The 17,372-nt window shown below is 38.7% G+C and carries 14 protein-coding genes; 11 read left to right on the forward strand and 3 right to left on the reverse strand.

Going from position 1 to position 17,372, the window contains the following annotated elements; genetic code table 11:
• Positions 1 to 301: 301 nt before the first annotated feature.
• A complete protein-coding gene (gene cysK / locus FTU12_RS06330; protein ID WP_180011715.1) occupies positions 302 to 1,300 on the reverse strand; it encodes a cysteine synthase A in 999 nt (332 codons plus the stop codon).
• A 282-nt stretch (positions 1,301 to 1,582) separates the two neighbouring features.
• Here cysK and FTU12_RS06335 point away from each other — a divergent pair, with 282 nt between their 5' ends.
• From FTU12_RS06335 to gcvH, 11 genes are all read left to right on the forward strand, one after another.
• A complete protein-coding gene (locus FTU12_RS06335; protein ID WP_078193801.1) occupies positions 1,583 to 1,900 on the forward strand; it encodes a helix-turn-helix transcriptional regulator in 318 nt (105 codons plus the stop codon).
• Positions 1,901 to 2,202: 302 nt separating this feature from the next.
• The gene (locus FTU12_RS06340) at positions 2,203 to 3,939 is read left to right on the forward strand and encodes a SulP family inorganic anion transporter (protein WP_180113987.1); all 1,737 of its coding nucleotides are present in this window, start codon (positions 2,203 to 2,205) and stop codon (positions 3,937 to 3,939) included.
• A 204-nt stretch (positions 3,940 to 4,143) separates the two neighbouring features.
• The gene (gene sstT / locus FTU12_RS06345; protein ID WP_180054809.1) at positions 4,144 to 5,337 is read left to right on the forward strand and encodes a serine/threonine transporter SstT; all 1,194 of its coding nucleotides are present in this window, start codon (positions 4,144 to 4,146) and stop codon (positions 5,335 to 5,337) included.
• Between the two features lie 34 nt (positions 5,338 to 5,371).
• Positions 5,372 to 6,046, forward strand: coding sequence for a YoaK family protein (locus FTU12_RS06350; protein WP_180008875.1), 675 nt, complete (start codon positions 5,372 to 5,374; stop codon positions 6,044 to 6,046).
• Between the two features lie 12 nt (positions 6,047 to 6,058).
• Complete coding sequence (locus FTU12_RS06355; protein ID WP_168377529.1) at positions 6,059 to 6,595, forward strand: DUF2058 domain-containing protein; 537 nt, start codon at positions 6,059 to 6,061, stop codon at positions 6,593 to 6,595.
• Between the two features lie 247 nt (positions 6,596 to 6,842).
• Positions 6,843 to 8,093: a mechanosensitive ion channel family protein gene (locus tag FTU12_RS06360; protein WP_168377530.1), complete on the forward strand. Its 1,251-nt coding sequence runs from the start codon at positions 6,843 to 6,845 to the stop codon at positions 8,091 to 8,093.
• A 635-nt stretch (positions 8,094 to 8,728) separates the two neighbouring features.
• Positions 8,729 to 10,012 (forward strand): GGDEF domain-containing protein, encoded by a 1,284-nt coding sequence (locus tag FTU12_RS06365; RefSeq protein ID WP_180113988.1) that lies wholly within the window; start codon positions 8,729 to 8,731, stop codon positions 10,010 to 10,012.
• A 95-nt stretch (positions 10,013 to 10,107) separates the two neighbouring features.
• Positions 10,108 to 11,982 carry an ABC transporter ATP-binding protein gene (locus tag FTU12_RS06370; RefSeq protein WP_180113989.1) on the forward strand — a complete coding sequence of 625 codons (1,875 nt, stop codon included), beginning with the start codon at positions 10,108 to 10,110 and terminating at the stop codon, positions 11,980 to 11,982.
• Positions 11,960 to 12,409: a MaoC family dehydratase gene (locus FTU12_RS06375; RefSeq protein WP_180054813.1), complete on the forward strand. Its 450-nt coding sequence runs from the start codon at positions 11,960 to 11,962 to the stop codon at positions 12,407 to 12,409. Before FTU12_RS06370 ends, FTU12_RS06375 begins: the two co-directional genes overlap by 23 nt.
• Before the next feature lie 149 nt (positions 12,410 to 12,558).
• Entirely contained in the window at positions 12,559 to 13,587 is a 1,029-nt protein-coding gene (locus tag FTU12_RS06380; RefSeq protein WP_078190954.1) for an AraC family transcriptional regulator, read from the forward strand.
• Positions 13,588 to 13,659: 72 nt separating this feature from the next.
• Complete coding sequence (gene gcvH, locus FTU12_RS06385) at positions 13,660 to 14,034, forward strand: glycine cleavage system protein GcvH (RefSeq protein ID WP_180008881.1); 375 nt, start codon at positions 13,660 to 13,662, stop codon at positions 14,032 to 14,034.
• Between the two features lie 97 nt (positions 14,035 to 14,131).
• Here the strand turns inward: gcvH and FTU12_RS06390 are convergent, their stop codons facing one another.
• Positions 14,132 to 15,322: a PilT/PilU family type 4a pilus ATPase gene (locus FTU12_RS06390; RefSeq protein ID WP_111884361.1), complete on the reverse strand. Its 1,191-nt coding sequence runs from the start codon at positions 15,320 to 15,322 to the stop codon at positions 14,132 to 14,134.
• Between the two features lie 270 nt (positions 15,323 to 15,592).
• Positions 15,593 to 16,675 (reverse strand): 3-deoxy-7-phosphoheptulonate synthase, encoded by a 1,083-nt coding sequence (locus tag FTU12_RS06395; RefSeq protein ID WP_180113990.1) that lies wholly within the window; start codon positions 16,673 to 16,675, stop codon positions 15,593 to 15,595.
• Between the last annotated feature and the right edge of the window lie 697 nt (positions 16,676 to 17,372).

Genomic DNA, 17,372 nt, shown 5'->3' on the forward strand with positions numbered 1-17,372 from the left:
ACATTTGCTTTAACTGCGCATATTTGTGTGCTTTTTTATTTTTAATTTTAAGTTGGAGTCTAGATCATATTGATGTTTGGCTCACTCAAGTGGTTATCCCTGCTGTCACGATATGCATACTCTTAGGCTTCCTGTTTAAATATATCGCTCGAAAGTTAGGATATGAACCGCCTAAACGAAAAATTAAACAACAAAATGCCAAAAACGATGATCAAGACGCGGCTTAAGACAAGTATAAATAACAAAATCATCAATAAAAAAGCCCATTCAAATGAACGGGCTTTTTTTCATGTCAGACCTATTAGTCAGCACTAATATCTTCAAATAAAACTGACGAAAGATAACGTTCACCACCATCCGGTAAAATGACCACAATAGTTTTGCCTGCATTCTCAGGACGCGCAGCAAGTTTTGCCGCCGCAGCCATAGCAGCACCGCTAGAGATACCCACTAAAATACCGTCATGAGTAGCCGTTTTACGTGCCCATTCGATCGCTTCAGCACTTTCAATACCGATCACTTCATCAACAAGGTCTAGATCTAAGTTACCCGGAATAAAGTTAGCGCCAATTCCCTGAATTTTGTGTGGCCCAGGAGTCAGTGTTTCGCCTTTTTTCGCTTGGGCAATAATCGGAGATTCAGCCGGTTCAACCGCAACAGAATAAAGTGGCTGATTTTTCACTTTTTCAAAATAGCTTGAAATGCCTGAAATCGTACCACCTGTACCTACACCTGAAACTAAAATATCCACTTTACCACCGGTCGCTTCCCAAATTTCTGGGCCAGTGGTCAATTCATGAATTTTAGGGTTTGCAGGGTTTTCAAACTGTTGTGGTAAATAATACGTTTCAGGATGTTCGGCAACGAGGCGCTGTGCTTCTTCGACCGCACCTCTCATGCCTTTAGCAGGTTCAGTCAATACGAGATTTGCACCAAAAGATTTTAATACCTTACGGCGTTCGATACTCATACTTGCTGGCATGGTTAATGTAATTGCATAACCTTTCGCTGCTGCAACAAATGCTAAAGCAATCCCTGTATTACCACTTGTAGGTTCTACAATATGCATACCCGGTTTTAATAAGCCTTTTTCTTCTGCATCTGCAATGAGAGCTGCACCTACACGACATTTCACTGAAAATGCTGGGTTACGGCTTTCAACTTTAGCCAAGACCGTTGCTTCTGACTGAATCGCACGATTAATACGAACTAAAGGTGTATTACCAATCGCTTCAGCGTTATTACTATATACTGCGATACCTAAATTACTCGTTGCTGGAAAAGCTGAATCTGTTGTCATGACTATTTATCCCTTGTGTATTTATTGAATACGATCTTTAGATGATACAATTATTTTCAAAGTGTGCATGATGTTTTAAGCTAATGTCTTATATTTATGTGCATTTTGTGAAAGCTTGCACTAAAATCAAGCAATAAATTTAACTGATTAACTAAATTTAAACTTATAAAAATTAATGATATTTGATTTCATAAAAAACCATAGAAATTGTCTTATTTATTCAATGTATTAAGCCGTGATATCCGTATACTTGAGCTGTTGTTAATCGTATGGACATATCCAATGAATACCGATCTGGAAATCACTACTATGCGTGATTCTGCCGAATTAGTCGTGGGCGTTTTAAAGTCGCTGGCAAATACGGATCGTCTACTAATTTTATGTCATCTAGCACAGCAAGAATTGAATGTGTCTCAGATTGAAGAAATCACTGATATTAAACAGCCAACCCTCTCACAACAACTGATGATGTTACGTAAAAGTGATGTTGTGACTACGCGTCGTGATGGTAAGCAAATTTATTATTCAATTAAAGATGCAAATTTAGTTCAAGTTCTCAATACTCTTTACCAATTGTATTGCAACCAATCTTATAAATAACATTCAGTTATTTTAAAATTTCAAGCCAGACATGCTGTTCTTGCACCACTATAGATGAATCATCGCAATGGGCAGCAATTCAATATCTCAATTTACCCTCCAAACTTCTTCAAAATATCTATATTTATATCGAATATCCAAAGCTTTAAATCAGCTCATACTTTTCATTAATTCATTTAAAATGATGGCTTCTTAAATATCCCGTAAATAAGCAGCGATATTGAACGGTCAAAATTTATTGTACAAGACTTCTTAGCATTTTTTATGCATAATATATATGAAATTGTGATTTAGATAAGTTTATGTCAGATTTAAAACCTCATTTCTTACAGAAATTTCCTGCTTGGCAGTGGTTACAGCACTACAGCCCAGTGAAATTTAAATCTGATGTACTTGCTTCGCTGATCGTGATTGCCATGTTAGTCCCTCAAGGTATGGCCTATTCTATGCTGGCAGGTTTACCTCCAATCATGGGTTTATATGCCAGTATTTTACCGATGATTGTCTACGCACTCATTGGTGGAAGCTCAACCTTATCGATAGGCCCTGTGGCAATCATTTCGATGATGACCTTCGCCACGCTCAATCCGCTATTTGAAGTCGGTTCGCCTGTTTATATTGAAGCAGCGACACTTTTGGCCTTAATGGTCGGGCTGATTTCTCTGCTGCTAGGTGTACTACGTTTCGGTTTTTTAATTCAGTTGATCAGTCATCCTGTCATTAAAAGCTTCATTATTGCTTCTGCACTGCTCATTGCACTGGGTCAGTTTAAGTTTCTCGTCGATGTCCCGCTAAAAGCCAACAACATCCCTGAGTTTGTTTTAAGTCTGTGGGAATACCTGAGTTTAACTCACTTTGCTTCACTCATCTTTGGTGTGCTGGCCATACTGTTTTTAATCTATGTACCAAAAATATTGGCCACTCAATCGATCCAATCTCGATTCGGCTCTACCGCCTTTTTAAGTAAAGCACTTCCATTGATACTAGTGGTGATCTCGATTGCATCGGTGATGTTATTTGACCTACAAAATGTCGGCATTAAAACCGTCGGTGAAATTCCTTCAGGTTTTCCACCCTTAAGCTTTCCACATTGGAACTGGGAACTGGTACAAACCTTACTGCCCGGTGCAACAATGATTGCCATGATCAGTTTTGTTGAGTCACTGTCTATTGCCCAAGCTACTGCCTTACAACAACGAAGCCAACTCAATAGTAACCAAGAGTTGATCGCTTTAGGTTTAGCCAATCTAAGCGCTGGGGTTAGCTCTGCCTTTCCTGTGACAGGTAGCTTATCTCGTACAGTGGTTAATGCAGATGCAGGTGCAAAAACCCCGATGGCTGGCGTGTTGTCGTCATTGCTGATTATCGTTGTCAGTCTCTACTTCACTGGTTTTTTCCAAGACTTGCCCTTAGTGATCTTGGCGGCCACAATTATTGTTTCCATTTGGAAATTAGTCGACTTTAAACCTTTTGTGGATACATGGCGTTATTCAAAAGCTGATGGTATAGCGATGTGGGTGACCTTTTTCGGTGTGGTGTGTATCGATATTTCTACAGGTCTCATTATTGGCATCATTTCTACCTTTATTCTGTTGTTATGGCGCATCAGTCGTCCACATATTGCGGTGATCGGTTTAGTCGAAGGCACACAGCACTTCCGCAATGTACAGCGCCATCATGTCTATACCGCACCACATATTCTCTCGCTCCGTATAGATGAAAATATCTCGTTTTTAAATGCCAATACGCTTAAAGGTTTCCTGATCAATGAAGTCAGTGAAAATATTGATCTAGAGCATGTTGTTATCAACTGCTCAAGCGTCAGTTCAATTGACCTCAGTGCCTTAGAAATGTTGGAAGATTTAAATGCTGAATTATCAAAATTAGATATTCGACTGCATTTTTCCGAGGTCAAAGGCCCTGTCATGGACAAATTGCAGCACTCAAAACTACTCACGCATTTGAGTGGTCAAATTTTTCTCACCCACTATCAAGCCGTTACAGAGCTTGCGACAGCCAGTTCTGAGTACCAAATTTAAAGGCCTATTAGCTCACTGTTTAATCAATGCGAATTTGATAAACAGTGAGTTTTGAAGGGTTTACATTTTAATACACAAAAATAGATTATAAAAAACAAAGTTTTATTTTTAAATTAAATTATTTTTTAAGCATTCCACATTTTCGTATAAAATACAGGGCTAATTTTCATCATTTTGTCATTGTAATTCTGACAAGGCTCTCCTATGTTTTCAGCATTTACACGCTTGAGTTTAGTAACCCGAATTATTATCGCCATTATTTTAGGTGTATTGGTTGCTGTTGTGGCTCCGGGCGTTGCACCCTATTTAAGTTTGCTTGGTGATTTATTCATTAAGGCATTGAAATCCGTAGCACCGATACTGGTCTTTGTACTTGTACTGTCATCCATTGCAAATTTCAAAGTGGGTAGCAGTAATTCTTACATTAAACCGATTATGTTGATGTACGCTATTGGTATGTTCCTTGCTGCTTTAAGTTCAGTAGTAGCAAGCCTTTTATTCCCTAGTACATTAATTCTTGATGTTGCTGCAGAAAACCTTGTGCCGCCAGGCAGTCTTGCTGAAATATTGAAAAACTTATTATTAAGTTTTGTCGCAAACCCTGTTACAGCAATTTCTGAAGCAAATTTCATTGGTATTTTGGCTTGGGCTGTTGCCTTAGGTATTGCATTTCGTCATGCATCAGAGAACACCAAAGTCTTTTTATCTGACGCTGCTGATGCAGTGAATAAAGTAATCCGTTTAGTGATTAACTTTGCACCTGTCGGTATCTTCGGTTTGGTTGCTGTTACATTTGCCGACTCAGGTCTAAAAACGCTTGTTAGTTATGCGCACTTACTTGCTGTATTACTCGGTACCATGTTTTTTGTAGCTTTGGTCATTAACCCACTAATGGTGGCATTTATGACTCGCTCAAACCCGTTCCCATTGGTTTTCCAATGCCTACGCGAAAGTGGTATCACTGCATTCTTTACACGTAGTTCAGCTGCAAACATTCCTGTAAACCTTGACCTTGCAAAGCGTCTTGGTGTCCCCGAATCAACTGCAAGTGTAGCAATTCCTTTAGGTGCAACTGTCAATATGGCAGGTGCATCAGTCACAATTACAGTCCTCACTCTAGCAGCAGTTCATACTTTGGGCATTTCTGTTGATTTCAGCACCATGTTGATTTTATCAGTCGTTGCTACCGTTTCTGCATGTGGTGCTTCAGGTGTTGCTGGTGGTTCATTGCTACTTATTCCAGTGGCTTGTGGCCTGTTTGGTATTTCAAGCGATATCGCGATGCAAGTTGTTGCCATTGGTATGGTCATTAGTGTACTTCAAGATTCAACTGAAACCGCTTTAAACTCTTCGACTGACGTATTATTTACAGCTGCAGTAGACCGTGGTTTAAGATAATATCCTGATATTGGATACTTTTTAAGGCGAGGCCATGCCTTTTCAGACTTTACCGCTTTGGATACAACTGGGTGCTTTTTTTCTCGCAGTGAATGCAGGAATGATTAATGTACTCGGCCTGGTGACGATCTTGCACCAGTCGGTATCTCACATGACGGGTAATGTCAGTATGTTAGCCATGGCTTTAATTGCAGGGCAGCCGGCTACAATTATTTATTTGATTTTAGTGTTGCTCTGTTATGTGATTGGCTCATTTTATAGTGGGCTAATTCTAGGAAATAGTCACTTTAGCTTAACGCGACGTTATGGCGTCCCATTAAGCTTAGTGGCTTTTTTTATTGTCCTATGTTGGCTACTATTGCCCTATTTTCCACGTTACGCTTTGCTTTGGGCATGTGTGGCTATGGGTGTACAAAATGCAATGGTTAGCCACTATAAAGGTACCATTATTCGTACCACACACCTTTCTGGTGTTTTGACGGACTTAGGTTTGGCTTTGGGTTATAAAGCCCGTGGACTTCCGGTTGAGTCGAAACGTGTGGTCTTACATTTATTAATTTTGGCGGGATTTATCGTCGGTGGCATACTTGCCAGTTGGCTTTATCCTTATTTAAAATTAAACGCATTCTTGATTCCTGCCGCACTCAGTTTAATCATGAGCGCGGTATATTGGATCATCTATTTTCATTATCGACATATACACGATTAGTTGGAACGTACTATGGTTAAAAATGCATTACAGGCGCAACTGCTTAAAGCAGGTCTGGTCGATAATAAAAAGGCAAAAAAATTGTCTAAACAAGCCGTACATGAAAAACGTACTGGTGAAAGTAAAGATGCTGAAATCAAGGCGAAAATTGAGCAAGATCAGCAGCAGAAAATGGCCAAAGATCATGCTTTAGAGCAAGATCGTAAAGCAGTTTTGCAAGAAAAAGAATTAAAAGCTGCCATCATGCAAATGATTAATCAGCATAAAATTCGTGATACCGATGGCGAATCGACCTATCAATTTATCGATGATGCCAAGATCAAAAAGCTTTATATCAATCAGCAAATTTATAATGCCCTTGTTGCGGGTAGTCTTGTTATTGCACGTGAAAATAGCAACTATGCTTTTTTACCAAAAGAATTAGCCGACCGTATTAATGCGAAAATGGAAGGCTTTATTATTGTGAATAATTCTGAAGTGAATGAACAAACCACGGATGAAGAAGATCCATATGCAGCTTATGTAATTCCTGATGATTTAATGTGGTAAGCATTTCATATCGCTAATGAAGCTCCCGATTCGGGGGCTTTTTTTTATCAACATTAATCTTTTTCAGTCCATAAATATCGGTTATACCTTCAAAAAATCATTCCTTAGCACCCAATAAGTAACATTATGGACTATACATGTCGTAACTCCGTAAATTTTACGAGTATAAAATTGCTTATATAATCACCACAATTACAATAGTTTGATCATTAACCCTTTCATTTACATCAATAAGAGTAGAATGATTTTGGAAAAATTTCAGTTCATTAAAAATATTCAAGACTGGTCAGATCAATACCCTTGGCTAGAAATGCTGACTTCGCTCAGTCTTATTATTATTTTTGCCATTATCGCAAATTTTATCGCCAAGCAAATTGTGGTACGTGGTATTCGTAAGCTCGTGTCTAAAATGGCATTTAGCCACAGTCAAATTTTGTCAGAACATAGTGTGATTAAACGCTTTGCCAACATTGTTCCAGCAATTGTAATCTTAAATGGCATAACCACAGTCCCACATTTATCTGTGAAGTTTATCTCAATCGTTCAAATGGCTTGTCAGGCCTTTATCTTCCTGACCATTGCTTTAGCCATTTCTGAATTACTAAATATTTTTAATCTGATTTATCAACGTAATCCAAAATCTAGAAACAAACCAATTAAAGGCTATTTGCAGTTGGTCAAATTGATCATCTTTTTGGTTTGTGGCCTAATGATCTTAGGTACTTTTCTGAAAAAAGATGTATTTACATTACTCGCAGGCTTCGGTGCTATGGCGGCTGTACTGATGTTGGTCTTCCAAAATACCATTTTGTCACTGGTCGCTTCGGTACAAATTTCTTCTTATGATATGGTGCGAATTGGTGACTGGATTGAAATGCCCTCGCTCAATGCGGATGGCGATGTCATTGATATGTCATTACATACCATTACTGTACAGAACTTTGATAAGACCTTTACCACGATTCCAACCAATAAACTGGTGACAGACACCTTTAAAAACTGGCGTGGTATGGCACAGTCCGGTGTACGCCGCATCAAACGCTCACTTTATATCGATCAAAGCTCTATTCATTTCATGACTCAGGATGAGCAAAATAAACTCAAAGAATTTTTATTATTAGATCAATATCTTGATCATAAGCATGAAGAGCTTGCTCAGTTTAATCAGCAACTTTCCAATCAGTCGCAATATAATCAGCGCCGTTTAACCAATCTTGGGACCTTTCGTGCCTATGTAGAATTTTATTTACAACAGCATTCAGGCATTGCCCAACACCAAACGATTTTGGTGCGTCAGTTACAACCCACGAGTGAAGGCATTCCTTTAGAGATTTATGCTTTTAGTAAAACTATTGCATGGAAAGATTATGAAGCGATTCAATCGGATATCTTTGACCATCTGATCGCAATCACACCTGAGTTTGGACTTAAAATCTATCAAGCCCCTTCTAGTGCCGATTTTAAAGCCCTCGTTCAACCAAATGTCGATAAAAGCTAAGACTTAATTGCGCATCTCCCCATGTATATTTGAAGAAGAAATTCTTTAGGTTAAAGAATTCACAATGTCGATTGAATATATATTGGGGGCGTTTTCTTTAAAAGCTATTCGACATCTGCTAGTGCTTTTTTATCGCGCAATGCAAGGATTTAGAGCAGGCTAGATAAATGCGCTGATCGTATAATTTCCTAAAAATATAATGCATCTGAAACAACTAAAAATAATTAACTGATGTTACGCACATAACAGTAATTTCACATTTTAAAAATGATTTTTAATTCTATTCGACGGAGTCTTACATCTAGGGGGTGAATAAAGGGATTAGCCTTCGGCTGGAGGTACTTTTGTTTTGGCAAAAGCACCCAAAACCATTGTCATCCGCAAAACTCGTTCACTAGCGTCAAATTATTCAAAGTATCGCAAAAACATTTTTGATTAGAAGAAGTGCTGTCTCAAACACTTGCGGATGACGTTACCGCGTATCATACTTTTATTTAAATCAAATTACGCTTCTGGTGTTACTGCGTAACATCAGTAATTAAAAAAACCCAAACAAATACTATACAAATGTAGACAATTTTAGATACTATTTGTTAACAGTTGCATAAAAACGCTTCTAAAATAGGAGCTTGGTCATGGAAGGCCCCAAGAAACCTTCTCAGAAATCAGTTAAAAACGAATCACAATTACTCATAGAATCGATTAATCGCACTTCTGCCAAACATACGCTCATACAGGCAGAAGCATGTGATTTAGAGAATCGTGTCCGTATTGAGCGTGCTTTATCCGACCCGATTGCACGTATTCCGGCACAGTTTAAAAATGCTTATTACAAATTTTTGTACTACAACCAGAAAGACTATTTAAAGCAGGTCAACTATTTCGCTCAATTGGCATTTTTAATCTATTTTTGGGCAGATCGCTATGTGCTGCCAGACGTAGAAATGCTTTCAGGTGTGATTCGTATTATTGCCATTATTGCTGCATTTGGTCTGAATTATGTTCTGTTTAAATATATCAAACAGATTAAATTGCTCGATTTGATTTTGCCACTCGCCACTTGCCTTTCAGCGATTCTCTGGTTTGAGATATTACTTCAGTCGCAAAATGAACTGGTGCATAGCTATCAATATGCCGCCATTATTTTGATTGTATTGGGTAATTTAAGTATTCATGTGCATTTTCGCCCTTCGATCATGACCTCTGCCATGATCTCGGCAGCGATACTTTTTGGCGCATGGCGCACTAATGATTTTGGTGATTTTACGATTTTTTTATTGGTGTATATTCCTGTGCTGCTATTCAGTATGTATATCTGCTGGAACTCAACGCTGAACTCTCGTAAAACGTTTTTAAGAGCGCTGCTAGATGACTGGAACTTTCATACCCTTCGCAAAATTGCCCATACGGATGAATTAACCCAGTTAAGTAATCGTCGCCAATTTGTACATGCCGCCAATAAAAAAATCCAAGAAACCCCGATGACGGTCTGCACCAGTCTTTTGATTTTTGATGTCGATCATTTTAAAGCGATTAATGATCAATACGGACATGATGTCGGCGATCAAGTGCTATGCCAAATTGCTGAAATTGCACGTAAAGAAATGCGGTTTTACGATATGTTGGCACGTTTTGGAGGTGAAGAATTTATTGTACTTTTACCTTTTACTGTCCCAGAAGATGCATTAAAAATTGCTGAACGGTTAAGACATAAAATGGAACAACATCAGTTTCACATGGATGGTCAATTGGTGAAATTTTCGATCTCCATTGGAGTTTCCAAAATTGACCCTGACCACGCCAAACTTGATCAGTTAATTAAACAAGCAGATATTGCTTTATATGAAGCAAAACGCCAAGGTCGTAATCGGGTTGTGCATTTTAATTTTATGAATTTTTGCAGCCAAGTTTTTAAGTAAATAAACAAATCAAAATGGAGAAAAACTAGCGAATCCATTACACTCAGAGCTGAAGAAAGAAAGATTAATTACAGTAAAATTCTCAGGTTATCTGCATGCTTAAATGGTTTGAAAATTTAGTTGACGCTTATCCTGAACAGGACTTGAATAAACCATTGCCGACAAAATTTTTCCCCTTTGTATGGCAAGCTGCAACGGGTGTAAAAAAATACCTATTGATATTGGTACTCTGTACAGCTGGTGTAGCGAGTTTTGAAGCCCTGCTTTATGCCAAAATTGGTGAATTAGTCAATTGGATCAGTAAGTCTCAACCTGAAACCTTTTTACAGCAGCACCAGACCAATCTGACCATTTTAAGCTTTATTTTATTGGCAAATATCTTCTTTTCTTGCCTTCAAACCATTATTAAACATCAGATTTTATATAGCACCTTTCCAATGCGTCTACGTTGGAGATTTCATAACTTATTACTGAAACAAAGTTTAGATTTCTTCCACAACGACTTTGCTGGTCGTTTATCTGCCAAAGTCATGCAAACTTCACTGGCTGTACGTGAGTTTTGGATTATTCTTGGGGATATGTTGGCCTATGTCTTCATTTACCTGATTTCGATCACCGTGATTTTAGGTGCTATATCGCCACTGTTGATTGTTCCGTTATTACTTTGGCTGGCTTTATTTATTGGTTCTGCATGCTATTTCATCCCAAAATTGAGCAAAATTTCAAATGAACAAGCCAATGCACGCGCAGTAATGACTGGTCGTGTCACCGATGCTTACACTAATATTCAAACGGTGAAATTGTTTGCCCATGCGGGCCGCGAAAGCCAATATGCCAAAGCCTCAATGAAAGAATTTATGGTGACGGTGTATAAGCAAATGCGTCTTGCAGCAAAATACAACATCGCGACGAATTTGCTGATCATTGTTTTATATGGTGGCGTACTTGGAACAGCCGTTTGGCTTTGGATGGATGGTCAAGCTGAGCTTGGGGTCATTGCAGCAGCGACCGCTATGATTTTAAAACTCAGTAGTATTTCCGAGTTTATGATGTGGCAAACGTCTGCCCTATTTGAAAATGTCGGGACCATTCAAGATGGGATGAAAACCATGGGTCGCCCAATTCAGATTCAAGACAAAGCTGATGCAACCGACTTAAAAGTACCGCAAGGCGAAATTAAATTTGAGGACGTCAGTTTTGCTTATAATGATAAAAATGTCATCGATCAATTTAATTTAACTATTCGACCAGGTGAAAAAATTGGTATTGTCGGGCGTTCGGGTGCCGGAAAATCAACACTAATTCAACTTTTACTCCACTTTTATGGTATCAACCATGGTCGTATTTCGATTGATGGCCAAAATATAGAAGATATTACCCAAGATAGCTTAAGAAAAAATATTGCTTTGGTGACTCAAGACACCTCGTTATTGCATCGTACGGTCGAAGAAAATATTAAATATGGTCGCCCGAATGCAACAGATGAAGAAATGTATGATGCAGTGCGTAAAGCGAAAGCTGATGAATTCATTCCTCAATTGATCGACTTACGTGGTCAACGTGGTTATGACGCATTTGTCGGTGAACGTGGCGTAAAATTATCAGGTGGTCAGCGTCAACGTATTGCGATTGCTCGGGTATTTTTAAAAGACGCACCGATTTTAATTTTAGATGAAGCCACAAGTGCGCTCGATTCAGAAGTCGAAGCCGCGATTCAATCGAGTTTAGATGATTTGATGCAAGGCAAAACTGTGATTGCCATTGCGCATCGACTTTCAACCATTGCGCAAATGGATCGCTTGATTGTCTTGGATCAAGGACGTATTGCTGAGCAAGGCACCCACGAAGAGCTTGTTGCTTTGAATGGTATTTATGCACACTTGTGGCAGCGTCAAACCGGTGGATTTTTAATAGAACAACATAAAGTAGAATCAAAGGAAGATGAAAATGCTGTATCTGGAAGACCTTAAAGTTGGTGATCACTTTAGCAGTCGTGAATATGAAATGACTGTTGAAGAAATCAAGCAATTTGCCAACGCTTATGATCCTCAGGAATTTCATACAGATGAAGTCAAAGCCCAACAGCACCCGATCTTTCAAGGATTAGCGGCAAGTGGTTGGCATACCGCTGCTGTAACGATGCGCTTATGGACTGAATGTTTCCCTGTGGCTTATGGCTTAATTGGCTCTGAGTCAAGTCTGCGTTGGCCATGCCCAACACGTCCGGGGGATAAAATTCGTGTAGAAGTTGAAATATCTGCAATTACTCCGTCGAAAAGTAAGACAGACCGCGGCATTGTGACCTATGTTACGCAAGCGCTCAATCAGCACAATGACGTTCTTTATATGTCTACGACCAAAATTGTGGTCTTTTCCAAAGATTTTAAACCGAATTAATCCTTAACGGCCTACTTTACAACGCTAAGGTAGGCCGCTATAAATAGTTGAGCCTAGTCAGTTTGTCCAACAATTTTTGTGGGATACAACACGGAATCATGCCAATATAACCTTGAACAGAAGAAAAACCCGCATTGCAACGGAACGCTATGAAAACAATTAATTCCCGTCAGGATCAGGGTATTCCCGGAGTGTATGGATTGCTCCTTTTAGATGTGGTCTCTCGATGGGGCTACACTGCAGAAACATTATTTAGTCCATTCGGATTAAACAGCGAACAATTGGCTGAACCAGATTTCCGTATTCCAACACCCATCGCCAATCAATTGGTAGAGCACGCACTACGATTAACTGGTGAGCCAACTCTAGGTTTTCATTTGGGCAACCAAATGCGCATCTCAATTCATGGTTTTATTGGCTATGCCATCATGACGGCGAAGGACATAACTGATGCCTTAGTCTTGGCAAACCGTTTTATTCAGTTACGCATGCCCTTTTTACAGCTTTTTTTCTCAACTTTTGGAACCAAAGCTACTGTTCAACTACAAACCGACGTTACGATTGAGCCTTTACGTACTGAGATTTCTATTGCCTTAATTTTTGGCATGATCAGCATGGGCAAAGCAATTACTGGTGTGGATTATTCTGCAGGAGAAATTGATTTTGATTTCCCTCAACCTGAAGGTTTTGAGCGGTTTATTGCCAAATATCCACGACACCAATTTAGATTTGATCAGCCACATCTCTTACTTAGTTTTGATAAGCAATATTTAACCAATAAATTGGTCCATGCAGACCCGATTGCCAGTCAAATCGCGATTAATCAATGTGAAGCTGAACTTTCTGCTTTGGGCGAACGCCACCGTATTGCCATGCGCGTTCGTGACATTTTAACCAACTCTGAGCAGCACTATTTAAGTATTGAAAGTGTTGCTGAACGGCTACACATGTCCGATCGAACCCTTAAACGCCAACTTGCTGCCGAAGGGACTTCATTTTCAACATTGGTTGACGAAGTTCGCTACCGTCATGCTACTTCGCTTCTATCACGGACTGATTTTACCTTAGAGCAAATTGCTGATGAATTGGGCTATAGCGATGTCGCCAATTTTAGCCGTGCTTTTAAGCGTTGGAGTGGTCGTAGCCCAAGCAATTGGCGTAAAGATCCGTACTTATAAGTCTTTTGTTTTACCTAAAAAGCATGTATAACTCATGCCAAAAATGAATTTAATGGATTTAAGGAGTTATCAATGAATCATCCTTCAGATTTAAAGTACGCAAGTACACATGAATGGGTGCGAATTGAAGGTGACCTTGTTGTTACAGGCATTTCTGATCATGCACAAGACGCATTGGGTGATTTAGTTTATGTTGAAGCACCAGATGTGGGTCAACATATCACTGCTGGTGAACAAGCGGGTGTGGTCGAGTCGGTAAAAACCGCTTCTGATATTCATGCACCGATTTCTGGTGTGGTTGTTGAAGTCAATCCAGACCTTGAAGATGATCCTGATTTTGTAAACGATGCACCTTATAGCAAAGGTTGGATTTATAAAATTAAACCAGACAATATGGCTGATGTAGATGCTTTATTGACCAGCGAACAATACGAAGCTGGTCTGTAAATATTTCTAATATCTAAAAAATCAGCCCTCAGGCTGATTTTTTTATTTCAATTTGATAGCTAAATTGGCTTATATACCATTTGCATGAATATGCAGCTTATATTTCTTCCGAAGCTTCGGTGCTTTCAGGTTCTTCTTTCTTTTCTTCAACCATACTAAACGATTGCGCAGCCGCTGAAGTACCATTTGCACGTGAACTTTTTAGTTTAATTTGCAAACGTAGTTCATTGGTTGAATCAGCATTTCTTAAGGCCTCTTCATAAGAAATTGCGCCGTCATTATATAAATCAAATAAAGCTTGGTCGAAAGTTTGCATCCCAAGTTCACGAGATTTTGCCATGATCGCTTTTAATTCATGAAACTCACCTTTCAAAATCAAATCTGAAATAAGCGGCGTGTTTAACATGATTTCAACGGCTGCACGGCGTCCTTTACCATCTTCAGTCCGGATTAAACGCTGCGAAACAATCGCTTTCATATTGCTCGATAAATCCATAAGCAATTGATTTCTTCGCTCTTCTGGGAAGAAGTTAATGATTCGATCTAGGGTTTGATTGGCATTATTTGAATGTAGCGTACCTAAACATAAATGCCCTGTTTCAGCAAAGGCAATCGCATGTTCCATAGTCTCGGTGTCACGAATTTCACCGATTAAAATCACATCTGGCGCTTGTCGTAGTGTATTTTTCAAAGCGTTATGCCACGAATGACTATCTACACCAACTTCACGATGCGTAATCATAGATTTTTTATGTTTATGCACATATTCCACTGGGTCTTCAACAGTGATGATATGGCCTGCACTATTTTCATTTCGATAATCAATCAGCGCTGCTAAAGAGGTTGATTTTCCTGAACCCGTACCGCCAACCACTAAAACCAAACCACGTTTTTCCATAATCACGTGCTTAAGCGATGCTGGTAATTTAAGCTTTTCAAAATTTGGAATTTCTGCGGTAATGGTACGAATAACCATACCCACATGTAACTGTTGCTGAAAAACATTGACACGAAAACGCGAAACGTTTGGCACACTAATCGCAAAGTTACATTCTAATTCTTTCTCAAATTCTTTGCGCTGCTTCTCATTCATCAAACTATAGGCGAAAAGCTTGGTTTTCTCAGCATCAAGCTCTTGCTGCCCAAAGGGTTTCATCATGCCTTGATGTTTAATACTTGGTGGAAAATCTGCCGTAATAAATAAATCAGAACCACCATATTCAACCACTTTGGTTAACATGTGGAACATAAAACGGCGTGCTTCTTCCAGCAATTCAGCAGTGTACATCAACTTCCCCAATATAAAATTTCAAACACCCAAGCACAGATTGTCATTATTTCAGGCGCTGTATTGGGCTTAGATATTATTGTGCATAAAAATTCTGACTCACTCAAACATAAAATACTGAATTATCAGTATATATTTTAAAATATAGGCCATATTTCAATTTTTACGTCACAGTTTACAATAAAGTAAATTTCAAAATAAAAGCCTTAGAACAATCAATATTCTAAGGCTTTGGGCTAAATCAATTCAGACTGAATATGCTCTGGATTGTTAAGCACTACGTTTGATTTGTGATGCACGAAGTTCATTCGCAACCTGTTGAATCAAATCAATGGTTTTGTCCCAACCTAAGCATCCATCTGTTACAGACTGACCATAAGTCATGTCACAACTAATTTTTTGATTTCCGTCCACCAAATGACTTTCCAACATCACTCCACGCACTTGGGTATGCTCACGCTCTGCTACAATTGTACGTAATACTTCAGGTTGCTTCATTGGGTCTTTATGGCTATTGCCATGACTACAATCGATCACTAAAGCCGGTAAATCGCCTTTTACTTTACTACGAATTTTGTCTATTTCAGCCAAACTATAATTTGGACCTGTATTGGAGCCACGTAAAATTAAATGTGCTTGCGGATTGCCAACAGATTCTAAAATACACGGTAAGCCAGTTTGGCTCATACCTAAAAACTGGTGTGGATGCGAAGCAGATTGAATGGCATCTAGAGCAATTTGGATTGAGCCATCTGTTCCGTTTTTGAAACCAATACTGTATGGCATATGACTCGAGATTTCACGATGAATTTGTGATTCGCTGGTACGCGCACCGATTGCACCCCAAGCCAAAAGGTCATCAAAATAACCCGTCGCCATTGGGCTTAAAATTTCAGAGGCGATCGGCAAACCCATTTCAATAATTTGTAAGTATAGCTCACGCGATTTTTCTAAGCCCAACTGCATATTAGATGATCCATCTAAACTTGGGTCATACATATAGCCTTTCCAGCCCACTGTAGTACGTGGTTTCTCAATATATGCGCGCATCACAAGAAAAATTTGATCTGAAACTTGTGTCTGTAATTGTTTTAATTTTTCGGCATATTCCAAAGCAGCAATTGGATCATGTATTGAACATGGACCGGTAATAATCATTAGACGCGGGTCTTGGCCCGTCAAAATATTTTGAATCGTTGCACGATGTGCAGCAATTTGTTCTGCTGCATGAACTGATAAAGGTAATTGTTGTTTCAGTTGATGTGGCAAGCTCAAAAGCGTTTCTTTTGACTGTGTAGATTTCTGAATTTCTGAATTTTGAGTTTGTTGTAAAGCTGTATTTAGCGCATTCATTGGTTCTATTCCTTTGGACTGTACGTATAAACAGTCCGATCTTTTATCTGAGCGTTATGGGACTTTGGGACTTCAAGGCTTTAGACATAGACTGACTAAAGTAAAACCAATAACCGTTGCTAAAATATGAATTTTTTACTGTAAACATGAGATTTCTCCAAAAATATTATAAAAATCAAGACATAAAAAAACCTGATCAGGGTTGCCGATCAGGTATAAACTTGGTGGGCAACCTTTTTCATGCCCGAACGCGTTCAGGCAATTATCTAAACTGCCAAAAGTAATAATATGCGTTTAAGATTAAAGGTTGCTTTAACATCTTGATTTCATCAAAAAGTATCTGTCTGAAAATTAAAATACGCTGTATTCATCGGTTTGACAATAGTTTTTTGCTATTTTGTTGTATTAAATAACTCTACTGTCAATTACTGCGACCTATTTTTAAAATTTGATGTATTGATTAATAAATAAACATTTATTAGACTGCACAACATTAGGCTGTTTAAAGCTTTTTTCCACTTATTTTTAATTCGAGTATTTGCCAATGAAGTAAGCCCTGTTTTTTTCATCATCAAATCCATTTTTTTGATGTGCAAACACATGGCTAATGACTTCGACTGCATTTTCTCAAATATTGTCTTTTTTATAGAATCAAATTAGTTATTTGTGTTGCGCATCTTTGCTATCGCAAGGTGCA

It is taken from the genome of Acinetobacter sp. YH12063 (assembly GCF_013419715.1).
GTDB classification, from domain to species: Bacteria; Pseudomonadota; Gammaproteobacteria; order Pseudomonadales; family Moraxellaceae; genus Acinetobacter; species Acinetobacter amyesii.